The 11111-nt window shown below is 48.5% G+C and carries 11 protein-coding genes and 3 tRNA genes; 12 read left to right on the top strand and 2 right to left on the bottom strand.

What is annotated here, in order from left to right:
* Window positions 1-161 precede the first annotated feature (161 nt).
* Both BBR47_RS00780 and nadA read left to right on the top strand, forming a co-directional pair.
* On the top strand, window positions 162-1031 hold the full coding sequence (locus BBR47_RS00780; RefSeq protein WP_012683895.1) for a Cof-type HAD-IIB family hydrolase: 870 nt from the start codon (window positions 162-164) through the stop codon (window positions 1029-1031).
* A 137-nt stretch (window positions 1032-1168) separates the two neighbouring features.
* Complete coding sequence (gene nadA, locus BBR47_RS00785) at window positions 1169-2113, top strand: quinolinate synthase NadA (RefSeq protein ID WP_012683896.1); 945 nt, start codon at window positions 1169-1171, stop codon at window positions 2111-2113.
* Window positions 2114-2386: 273 nt separating this feature from the next.
* On the opposite strand, the gene BBR47_RS00790 is transcribed toward nadA, so the two are convergent.
* The gene (locus tag BBR47_RS00790) at window positions 2387-2878 is read right to left on the bottom strand and encodes a PCYCGC domain-containing protein (RefSeq protein WP_012683897.1); all 492 of its coding nucleotides are present in this window, start codon (window positions 2876-2878) and stop codon (window positions 2387-2389) included.
* A gap of 192 nt (window positions 2879-3070) precedes the next feature.
* Between BBR47_RS00790 and BBR47_RS00795 the strand changes: the two genes are divergently transcribed.
* The 7 genes from BBR47_RS00795 (at window position 3071) to BBR47_RS00825 (ending at window position 9632) form a co-directional block, all read left to right on the top strand.
* Window positions 3071-4036 (top strand): metal ABC transporter substrate-binding protein, encoded by a 966-nt coding sequence (locus tag BBR47_RS00795; protein ID WP_012683898.1) that lies wholly within the window; start codon window positions 3071-3073, stop codon window positions 4034-4036.
* A gap of 132 nt (window positions 4037-4168) precedes the next feature.
* A complete protein-coding gene (locus tag BBR47_RS00800; protein WP_012683899.1) occupies window positions 4169-4939 on the top strand; it encodes a metal ABC transporter ATP-binding protein in 771 nt (256 codons plus the stop codon).
* A 35-nt stretch (window positions 4940-4974) separates the two neighbouring features.
* The gene (locus BBR47_RS00805; protein WP_012683900.1) at window positions 4975-5814 is read left to right on the top strand and encodes a metal ABC transporter permease; all 840 of its coding nucleotides are present in this window, start codon (window positions 4975-4977) and stop codon (window positions 5812-5814) included.
* Window positions 5815-5853: 39 nt separating this feature from the next.
* The gene (locus BBR47_RS00810; protein ID WP_012683901.1) at window positions 5854-6279 is read left to right on the top strand and encodes a Fur family transcriptional regulator; all 426 of its coding nucleotides are present in this window, start codon (window positions 5854-5856) and stop codon (window positions 6277-6279) included.
* A gap of 115 nt (window positions 6280-6394) precedes the next feature.
* The gene (gene nadB, locus BBR47_RS00815; RefSeq protein ID WP_041749194.1) at window positions 6395-8017 is read left to right on the top strand and encodes an L-aspartate oxidase; all 1623 of its coding nucleotides are present in this window, start codon (window positions 6395-6397) and stop codon (window positions 8015-8017) included.
* Window positions 8004-8852 (top strand): carboxylating nicotinate-nucleotide diphosphorylase, encoded by an 849-nt coding sequence (nadC, locus tag BBR47_RS00820; RefSeq protein ID WP_012683903.1) that lies wholly within the window; start codon window positions 8004-8006, stop codon window positions 8850-8852. Before nadB ends, nadC begins: the two co-directional genes overlap by 14 nt.
* 12 nt (window positions 8853-8864) lie before the next feature.
* Entirely contained in the window at window positions 8865-9632 is a 768-nt protein-coding gene (locus BBR47_RS00825) for a type III pantothenate kinase (RefSeq protein WP_012683904.1), read from the top strand.
* Here BBR47_RS00825 and BBR47_RS00830 read toward each other — a convergent pair.
* Complete coding sequence (locus BBR47_RS00830) at window positions 9627-10058, bottom strand: GNAT family N-acetyltransferase (RefSeq protein ID WP_012683905.1); 432 nt, start codon at window positions 10056-10058, stop codon at window positions 9627-9629. The genes BBR47_RS00825 and BBR47_RS00830 overlap by 6 nt on opposite strands.
* A 756-nt stretch (window positions 10059-10814) precedes the next feature.
* On the opposite strand from BBR47_RS00830, the gene BBR47_RS00835 reads away from it, so the two are divergent.
* The 3 genes from BBR47_RS00835 to BBR47_RS00845 all read left to right on the top strand — a co-directional run bounded on the left by BBR47_RS00835 (window position 10815) and on the right by BBR47_RS00845 (window position 11106).
* Window positions 10815-10907 (top strand) — tRNA-Ser (locus BBR47_RS00835).
* A 16-nt stretch (window positions 10908-10923) separates the two neighbouring features.
* A tRNA-Glu gene (locus tag BBR47_RS00840) sits at window positions 10924-10997 on the top strand.
* A gap of 33 nt (window positions 10998-11030) precedes the next feature.
* Window positions 11031-11106: transfer RNA gene (locus tag BBR47_RS00845), tRNA-Val, on the top strand.
* Window positions 11107-11111 lie beyond the last annotated feature (5 nt).

Raw genomic sequence — 11111 nt, forward strand, 5'->3', positions numbered from 1 at the left:
CCGCCCGTAGGGTGGCTTTGGCTCGACGGTCCCCTTTTTTAGGTGGAGACGCCCAGTGAATCCCCCAGCTGGCGTGTCAGAGTCGAAGAGACCTGTGCTTTTTCTTCTCCTCCACTATGTTGACTAAAAGGCAAACCCAAAACGAATGAGAGGGATTGGATATGTTGCTTACACCAGGCATGGTTGCATTTGACATGGATGGAACCTTACTGACTCACGATTCAAAGCTCACAGAAGGAACGAAAGAAGCACTTCGCCAATTACAACAGCAAGGCTGCAAGCTCGTTTTGTCTACGGGCAGGATGTATGGCTCCGCTCAAATTCCGATCGATTCCTTTCCTTTTGACGGCTATGTCTGTAGCAATGGCGGCACTGTTTTCGAGGGGGATGGCACGCTGGTCCGTCAATGGCTCCTTCCCACTGAGATGGTAATCGGTGCGATCCATGCACTGAGGCAAGAAACGATTTATTATGAGCTTCATGATACGAATAGCAATCGCTGGATGATCAAAGAAGACCGTGAACGTTTGGAAGCGACCATGAGTGAGGACGCATCTGTAGAAGGATTCTCGATTTTGAGTTTTCCTTATTACAGACTCGCACGCGTAGAGCCTTTGGCAGAAGTACTGGAAAAAGTAGAGTCAGGGGAAGTAGAAATCGTCAAGTTCTTCGTCTGGCATCAAGACCCGGATCGTCTGGAGTGGGTGAAAGAGCAGCTAAAGCCTTGGAGCGAGCAAGTGACTATCACTTCATCCGGCAAGCAGAATGTCGAAGTAATTCCTCAAGGGGTTTCCAAATGGGAAGGGCTTCAATACTTTTGTGAGAAATGGGGAATCTCCCCTGAGAAAGTGATGGCATTTGGCGATGCAGAAAACGATCGTGAGGCATTGACGGGCGCAGGATATTCCGTCGCGATGGAAAACGCTTCTGACGAAATCAAGCAGGTAGCCAAATATATCGCCCCACACCATAATGAGGAAGGCGTTGCCCGCTTTATTCGGGAGCGTGTTCTTGGAGAAAAAGGCGAGTAAGAGAATGAAAAAGCAGAAGCTACGTCTGTACAGGCCGGTTTCTGCTTTTTTTGTGCAAAATGTACCACGTTGACAAGGGGAGGTTATACGCTTACAATGACCGTAAATTATGACACCACCGTAGGGGGATTTTTTCCATGGACGCTTTAGCGTTAGAAAAAAAAGCCCAGCGCAACGCTGAGTTACGTGAACGACTGCTACAGCTGAAGAAAGAGCGTAATGCCATCATTCTTGCTCACTTTTACCAACGCCCCGAGATTCAGGAGGTCGCTGACTTCATTGGCGATTCCTTTGGATTGGCGCAGAAAGCAAAAGAAACGGATGCCGATGTGATTTTGTTCTGTGGGGTTCACTTCATGGGAGAAAGTGCAAAAATTCTCAATCCCCAGAAGACCGTCATTATTCCTGATGAACGGGCTGGCTGTCCGATGGCGGACATGGTGAACGTAGATGGACTGCGCAAGCTCAAAGCACAGCATCCAAATGCAAAAGTAGTGGCTTACATCAATACTTCTGCGGATGTTAAAGCCGAAACTTACATCTGCTGTACGTCGTCCAACGCGAAGCGCGTGATCGAGTCGATCGACAGCGATGAGATCATTTGGGTGCCGGACAAAAACCTCGGCCACTATGTATCCCAATTCACGGACAAAAAAATGATTATTTGGGAAGGGTACTGCAATACGCATGACCAACTGTCTGTAGAAGACATCATGACGTTGAAGCAGCAGCACCCAGAGGCTGTGGTTGTCGTTCATCCGGAGTGCCGCCCAGAAGTGGTATCCCTGGCTGACTACGTTGGTTCCACGACCGGAATTTTGAAATACTGCCGTGAGTCTTCGCACAAGGAGTTTATCATTGGAACGGAAGACGGCACACGCTACATGCTGGAAAAGGACAGCCCGGACAAAACGTTCATTTTCGCTTCCAAGTACCTCGTTTGCCCGAATATGAAGGTGAACAACCTGAAGAAGTGCGTCGAGGCGCTGGAGAATATGAAGCCGGAGATTTTTGTGCCAGAGGATGTTGCTGATGCGGCACGTGCTTCCTTGGAGCGTATGCTTGCGGTAGCGCCTGCTTAACGGGCAGTCTGATTAAATGCAAAAAGGGAGTAGAGCGCAGGGGCTTTACTCCCTTTTTCTATTAGGAGGCTTTGGTTAAGGGCTGGATAACAGCAAGGAGCCGTATACATCTTTTACTCGTCTGATGGCATGGAGCAAACAAGGTTTAGCGAACAGGTAAACCATCCCACAGACACACGTGAAAACCATAACGAGGTAGCTCAGGTATAACAAGATTTTCTATAAAATGAAAAAAAGAAAGACCTCCTCGCCGGGAAGTCTTGTTATCTGTGTTTAGGAAGGCATCGGGGTAGGAGTTGGTTTTCCGTAGCCTTGCCCGTAGGTTTGGTCTATGTAGGTACGAATTTCTTTTGTAGATTTGCCTTCTGCTTTCAGCTTGCCGGAAATAACAGCGATTTCCATGCATACACCGCAGCGAGTACCGTGGTCATCCCAGACAATGGAGCCATCAGACTTTTCTTCTTTGATGAAGCAGTTGCCATTATGCCCGTGTCCAGCACTTTCACCACAACCACAATAGCATGGAATGGATTTGAGCAGCTCACGATTTGCGGCAGCAACTTTGTAGGAATCGATAATGACAGGGTCTTGGTTGTCTAAAAATTTTGGTAGCTGATCAGCGGAAGCAGTCAATTCCTGCAAATCTCCATTGGGGGCGTGCTGCGTATGATCGCTATGATTCTGTTCAGCTTGATCAGTAGAGCCACAGCCATTAAGCAGAGCTGCGGTGATAAAAGTAATGGCTAACCATGATTTACGTTTCATCTTGGACATACCTCCTGCCAATTATTTTATCATAATGAGATGGAGAAATTGTGAAGCTGGGACAGAAGATGTGTACGTATGATGTTTAAATCGGAATAAATCCTATTTACTTTTTGGGCTCCTCTCCGTATAATGAAAAACGATAAGAACCTAAATCGGAATCATTTTGAATTGGAGCAGGAGGAAATATAGATGAAAAGAGCGATGTTAGCAGCCCTCAGTTTCATTACGGCAGTGGGGTTGGTTGGATGTGGAGCAGCAAACGAAACGGCTGGGACTCCGCAAGCTGGCAATGAAGCGTCAGGGAAGCCAAAAGTATACACGACGATTTATCCATTGGAATATGTAGCGAAGCGAATCGGCGGTGAACACGTGGAGGTAACGAATCTGGTTCCCGCTGGCGTAGAGCCTCACGACTACGAACCAACCGCAAAAGATATGGTTGCTCTTTCTGGAGCAGATATCTTCGCTTATAACGGCAGTGGTTTGGAGCTGTGGGTAGAGAAGGCTGTAACTAACCTCGACAAAAACAAGACAACGATCGTAAATGCGACGGAAGGTCTCGAGATGATTCGTGCAGCTGAGCATGAGCATGAAGGAGAAGGCCACACAGAAGAAGCAGGTCATGACCACGGGGATCTGGACCCTCATGTCTGGCTCGATCCGATGCAACTGAAGGCACAGGCGGAGAAGGTCAAAAATACACTCGTGCAAAAGGATCAGGCGCACGCTGCTGATTACGAAAAGAACTACACACAATTAGCAACAGACCTGGAACAGCTGGATAAAGATTTTAAAGATATGGTTACGCAAGCACCGAAGAAAGAATTCATGGTTTCTCATAGCGCATTCAGCTATATGGCAAAACGATACGGGCTGGAGCAAGTAGCGATCTCTGGGGTCAATCCTTCTGATGAGCCATCCACAACAGAGTTGAAGAGCTTGGTGGAGCATGTAAAGGAACACAACATTTCTTATGTGCTGTTCGAGACATTGGTTTCTCCGAAGGTAGCGGAAGTGATTGCGAAGGAAGCTGGCGTGAAGACGGCTACGCTTAATCCGTTGGAAGGTTTGACGGAAGATGATGTAAAGGCGGGTCGTGATTACTTGTCTATCATGCGCGACAATATGAATACATTAAAGACTGCACTCCAATAAGCTTTCCCTCGAAAAGATGTCGCTGGCCAGGCGGCATTTTTTCGTTAGTAGGATGCTTGTGGTTCGGGCAAAATCGTAGTACGATGAAGGGAATCAAATAAGAACAAATCCGATTTAAGGGATGGATATTTCATGGAACCACATAAACAAGAGGTGCCAGTTATTAAGCTCACAGGCGTCTCCTTTCAATATGAAGACAAACAGGTTCTCGATGAGGTTGAATTCACACTGGAACGCGGAGACTTTGTGGGCATCGTCGGACCGAACGGATCAGGAAAATCTACGCTGATGAAGCTGATTTTGGGTCTGTTGACGCCAAACAAAGGGACAGTCGAGCTGTTCGGGCAACCGCTATCCAAGTTTCGTGAATGGAATCGCATTGGATACGTCGCTCAACAGGTCGCGCATGGAGCTGGTGGGTTTCCGGCGACAGTCCGAGAAGTCGTTTCTTCTGGATTGGTCGGCAAAGTGGGCCTTTTTCGCAGACTGACGAAACAGCATCATGAGAATGTTCGGGCTGCGGTGGAGCGTGTCGGCTTGCTGGAAAAGCTGGATCAACGAATCGGCAACTTGTCCGGTGGGCAATTGCAGCGCGTATTCATAGCGCGAGCTCTCGTGGCTGAACCGGAGCTGTTGATTCTTGATGAGCCAACAGTCGGAGTCGATCAGGAATCGATCGATCAATTTTACAGCTTGCTTCGTTCGCTGAAGGAAGAGAACGGATTGACGATGATGATCGTCAGCCACGATGTGGGAGTCATGTCTCAATGGGTGACCAAGGTGGCTTGTGTGCAGAAGAAAATTCACTTCCACGGAACAGCGCACGATTTTGAGCACAACCAGGACAAAATCTTGCAAAGTATGTACGGTGATTCGGTCAGACTGCTGTCTCATCATCATTAAGCTTTGTAAATAGGTAAGAAAGAAGGAATATACACATGCTTGCTGATTGGTGGCAGTATGACTTTTTGCGGTATACCCTGTTTTCAGGGATTTTAATTGGTCTGATTTGCCCTATTTTGGGCACGTTTCTCATTGTTCGTCGCTTGTCGATGATGGCAGATGGCTTGTCACACGTCACACTGTCTGGTGTAGCTGCCGGGATGCTCATTTCCAAAAAGGTCGCCTTTTTCTCCCTCGTCAATCCGCTGTTTTTCGGGATGTTGTTTGCGGTGATCGGTTCGTTGTTCATTGAGCGGTTGCGTAAGGTGTACAAAGCGTATCAGGATTTGGCGATTCCGATTATTTTATCTGCGGGGCTTGGGCTGTTTACGGTATTGATCAGTATCGCAGACGGTTTTAATGCAGATTTGTATTCGTACTTGTTCGGAAAAATCGTGACAGTATCCATCGAAGACCTGTATGCACTGATTGGTGTGGCAGTTGTCGTTTTAGGGACAGTCGTGTTGATTTACAAGGAGCTTTTCGCGGTCTCTTTTGACGAGGAATTCGCTCGCGTCTCCGGCGTGGCAAGGCGTTCGATCAACCTGTTGTTTATGGTGCTCGTCGCTCTGACGATTGCGGCTTCCATGCGTATTGTCGGTGTCCTGTTAATCTCGGCGCTGATTACGCTTCCGGTAGCGGCTAGTCTGCAAATCGCAAAAAGCTTTCGTCAGACGATTTACTTGTCGATTTTGTTCGCGGAGTTTTCCGTGCTGAGCGGTTTGTATTTTGCCTATCTCCTTGATTGGGCATCTGGTGGTACAATTGTACTGATGGCAGTACTGGTTATGCTGGTTGTATTGGGTGTAAAAAAGCTGCGGGTCGCTTTCCGATAAGAGTTTTCCAGTTATGACAAAAGGAAGGAGTGTTTGTCGATGAAAGTAGAAGAAGCGCTGCAAATATTGAAAGAACATGGTTTCAAGTATACCGGCAAGCGGGAGGAGATGATTCGAATCTGCGCAACCGAGAAGCGATACCTGTCTGCCAAGGATATTATGGAACGAATCAAGGAGCAGTATCCAACACTCAGCTTCGATACCGTCTATCGCAACATTTCCACTTTTGTTGAGCTGGGGATTCTGGAGGAGACGGAGTTAGATGGGGAAGGCAGATTCCGTTTGGCCTGTTCGACAGATGGACACCATCATCACCATGTGATTTGTACGGAATGTGGAAAGACTTCTTCTTTGCCAGGATGTCCGATGAATATCATTTCCGCAGTACCGGAAGAGTTTCAGGTGACGGGGCACAAGTTCGAGGTATATGGCACGTGTAAAGAATGTGTAACGCATTCGAATTAATCGGATAGAGGGGAGTGCTCGCTTTTGCGGGTGCTCTTTTTTTGCATCTCCTTCAAGCGTGTATTTGCTATAATGGGTGGAAAATCATCAGTTACAAGAGAGAAGGGACACAGCCATGATTCCCCGTTATATTGTGGACTTTGATTTGCACACCTTACCCCGGATGAGGGCAGATGTAGCTGTTATTGGCGCAGGGATTGCTGGGTTGTATACGGCGTTGCAAACGAGTGAGTATGCGGATGTGGTGTTGATCAGCAAGAAGGGACTCGATGATAGTAATACACGCTGGGCTCAGGGAGGAATCGCTGCTGTAACAGCCCAATCGGATTCTCCCGCCCTTCATCGACAGGATACGTTAATCGCTGGAGCAGGTCTTTGCTCGTATAACGCTGTGGAAGTACTGGTGCATGAAGGTCCTGATCGCTTGCATGAACTGATTGCATACGGAACGGAATTTGACCGCGATGAACAAGGGGAGTATGAGCTGACACAGGAAGGCGCGCATAGCAAACGGCGAATTTTGCATGCGAACGGAGATGCCACTGGGGCAGAAATCGTCCGTGCTTTGTCCAAGCGTTTGATGGAGCAGCCAAACATTCAGGTTTTGGAATATCATTTTGCGGTGGATGTTATCACGCAGGATGGCGAATGCGTAGGAGTCCTCGTGCGGAAGCCGGATGGCGAACTGTTTTTCCTGGAAGCCAAAGCAACGGTGCTGGCTACAGGAGGCGCGGGTCAGCTTTACCGTTACACAACGAATCCGCAAATCGCTACCGCAGATGGGATCGGCATCGCATATCGGGCGGGCGCTCGAATTAAAGATGTGGAATTTATCCAGTTTCATCCGACTGCGCTTTACTATCCGGGAGCCCCGCGCTTTTTGATTTCGGAAGCCGTTCGTGGGGAGGGTGCCATTTTGCGTAACAGCAATGGAGATCGGTTCATGGACAAGTACCATCCGCAAAAAGAGCTGGCGCCGCGTGATATTGTCGCCAGGGCGATTGTCTCTGAGATGGAACAGACGAAGTCTACGTTCGTGTATCTCGACATTACCCACGAATCGGAGGAGCTTATTAAGCGGCGTTTTCCGACGATTTATAATTTTTGCTTACAATACGGGCTCAATATGGTGACAGATTGGATTCCAGTAGCTCCTGCCTGCCATTATATTATGGGTGGGGTCCAGACTGACTTGAACGGGGAGACATCGACGAGCCGGCTTTTTGCATGTGGGGAAGCTTCCTGCACAGGGGTACATGGAGCGAATCGACTGGCCAGCAACTCGTTATCGGAAGCGGTTGTATTCGGTCACCGGATCGCGGAGCGGATCAAGCAGCTGGCTGATTTGCCGAGCATTCATCCCTTCGAGGTTGTTTCCAAGCAAAAACTGCCCCAAACGTTCAATACACGTGAACAGCGATTGAAAATGCAAAAGCTCATGCTGCGGCATGTTAGTGTGAAGCGTGACGATAAGGGATTAACGAAAGCACTAGCAGAGCTTGCGCGAATGGAGCAATACTACCAGTATGAGCCTGAGAGTCTGGAAACGTTTGAATTCTTCAATCTGTTGAATGCTGCCGTCCTGACAACGAGAGCGGCACTTTTGCGGGAAGAAAGCAGAGGTGGGCATTATCGTACTGATTTTCCGAATAAAGACGACTTGGTGTGGCGTAAGCATTTGATCCAGTCTGTAGAAGATGGTGTCCAAGAGGAGTGTGAGAAGCATGATGTGGAATAAACGGGAGCTTCAGCGAAAAATAGAGGAATGGCTACAGGAAGACGTGGGATTTGGTGATGTGACGACCATGAGCACGATTCCTGAATCGGAACAGGGTGTCGGCATTTTATATGCGAAGGAAGCGGGAATCGTGGCAGGCTTGCCGATTGCGGAGCAAGTATTTGCCACGGTTGATTCTACCCTCGTTTTTGAGGCAAAAGTAGAAGAAGGAGCACGAGTGGAGGTTGGTCAGCAGATCGCCGAAGTCAGCGGCTCAGTTCGTTCGATTTTGAGCGGAGAACGACTCGCCCTTAATTTAATGCAACGTTTGTCTGGGATTGCCACGAAAACGAGTGAATACGCAACGGCCGTTGCAGGGACGAAGGCACGAGTTGTCGATACGAGAAAGACGACGCCAGGCCTCAGGGCTTTGGAAAAGTACGCAGTTCGAGTCGGGGGAGGCTACAATCACCGTTTTGCCTTGTATGATGCCGTGATGATCAAGGACAATCATATCAAAGGAGCGGGCGGTATCGCACAAGCTGTTGCAGCGGCACGCGCGGTTATTCCTCATACGATGACAGTAGAGGTAGAGGCCGAATCATTCGAACAGGTTCAGGAGGCATTGGCAGCAGGTGCCGATACGATCATGCTCGACAATATGTCCCTCGATCAAATGGTGGAAGCCGTGCAGTTTATCAATGGACGGGCCGTTGTCGAGGCATCTGGCGGTGTGAGTCTGGAGACGATTGGTGACATTGCAAAAACAGGCGTAGATATTATTTCGGTAGGGGCGCTGACTCATTCTGTCAAAGCGTTTGATATCAGCCTCGATCTGAATACGCGCAAGCGGTAAGGAGCGACCACGATGTTATTGGTGATCGATATAGGCAACTCCAATATTGTGTTGGGCTTGTATGAAGGCGACGAGCTCCAACACCATTGGAGAGTGTCCACGGATCGTAACAAAACGGAAGACGAGTACGGCATGCTCGTCAAAAGCTTGTTTGGTAGTGTGGGGCTTGGCTTTGAACAGGTGAGAGGCGTCATTATCTCGTCTGTCGTGCCACCTTTAAACCTCACGATTGAACGTATGTGCGGGAAGTACATGCAACAAAAAGCACTGATTATCGGACCGGGTATCAAGACGGGACTGAACATCAAGTATGAGTATCCGCGAGAGGTAGGTTCCGATCGAATCGTGAACGCTGTTGCTGCGATTCATCATTATGGCGCACCACTTATTGTTGTCGATTTCGGTACGGCGACGACCTTTTGCTATGTGGATGAGCGGGCGCAGTATTGGGGCGGGGCGATTGCTCCCGGTATTGGGATATCGACCGAGGCACTCTTTACCCGTGCTGCCAAGCTGCCGCGAATCGAAATCACCAAGCCTGCAAGTGTAGTCGGGCGCAATACGATAGCGGCGATGCAGGCCGGCATTTTCTATGGGTTCGTCGGACAGGTCGAGGGCATTGTACGCAGAATTATGGATGAATACGGTACGCAGCCTACCGTAGTTGCTACGGGAGGGCTGGCCTCTCTTTTTGCGAATGAGACCTCTTGTATCCATGTCGTGGATCAGAATCTTACGCTAAAAGGACTACGTCTGATCTACGAGCGGAATCAATCATAGCGACTGGCGCACGTATTTGCAGAAAAACATTTCAGGATCATCTTGATCTAGGTGAGTCAGGGTTCCGCAGTGAACGTATCCGAGCTTTAGGCAGAGGCGTTGCATTCTTTCGTTGGAAAGGTTAGTAGAAGTGAACAATTTCTCCGTAGGGGAGATCGTTTCCAGATAACGCATCATCTCCTCGCCAACGCCTCGGTTCTGATAGTGAGGGTGAACAATGAGTAGATGAATAAAGCTGTTCTTAAAAAACGATTGATTGATGATGGCAAAACCGACGATATTCTTGTCGATTAACGCCAAATAGCAATGCCCTTTTTCGATGGCTTCTTGAAGTTCAGATGAACGACTGGTTGAACCAATAACGATTGCATCAATCGTACAGACAGCAGGAATGTCTTGAGGAGTAGCTAGACGGATCGAGGTCATCCATTTCAAATCCTTTCTACTTGTAATTGTTGCCTGTGTTGTATGGAGTGATAAAAGGGTGTTAAACTACTGGTAGAGATATTGATGATCCGACATATAAATAAAGGAGCCAATACCGTTGCAGCGGCAAGGCTCCTGAGACAAGTAGCTGTGGCACACCCACGGCGCGCATGATTACAAAAACAGCGAACCCACCGTCAGGCGGTCAACCTTAGGCGGTGGGTTTTCGCTTGTTACGCCACTTTCTTATCCAGCGGTAGAGCTTCCTGGTGCTAAACCAGAGGCTTAGCAAGGTTGCCAGTACTTTTAGGAAAAGGTAAAGCGTGCCGAGCGAGACCATCAGCATCACCTCCTTTACAGGAAGCTGTGCCGTGGTCTTCCACCGCCAGTCTTGTCTCGAGTTAAATTATACCATCTTGGCTTTCTTTATGGTGAGTTCTGTTATTAGTGTAGATACGAGCCGACTCGACAAAAAGAGTGGTATTCGGCGAGTAACATCACTACTGACAGGTAATGATATATACGTAATTCGCATCTGTGGGGGGAGACAGAGAAAAAAGTTGAGATTTTCATTACTTTTCGTTGACAGTACATCCTCCACGCGCTACAATGGCTATTGTGCCTAGCAGAAAAGTTATGTCACATTGAACTTTTTAAGTTTATTTAAAAAAGTTCTTGCGTTTCAGATGAAAGCATGCTAACATATGAATTCTGAAAGGCAAACAAGCGGATCGCTTTGATCCACTTCAAATATACGGATGGATGTCCGAGCGGCCGAAGGAGCACGATTGGAAATCGTGTAGGCGGTGTCGAACCGTCTCGTGGGTTCAAATCCCACTCCATCCGCCATCACTTTCTTAGCAATGGCCCGTTGGTGAAGCGGTTTAACACAGCAGCCTTTCACGCTGTCATTCAGGGGTTCGAATCCCCTACGGGTCACCTAGCAAAACGCCCTGCAATCGCAGGGGTTCTGGAGGCTTAGCTCAGCTGGGAGAGCATCTGCCTTACAAGCAGAGGGTCGGCGGTTCGATCCCGTCAGCCTCCACCACTTAT

It is taken from the genome of Brevibacillus brevis NBRC 100599 (assembly GCF_000010165.1).
Classification (GTDB): Bacteria; Bacillota; Bacilli; order Brevibacillales; family Brevibacillaceae; genus Brevibacillus; species Brevibacillus brevis_D.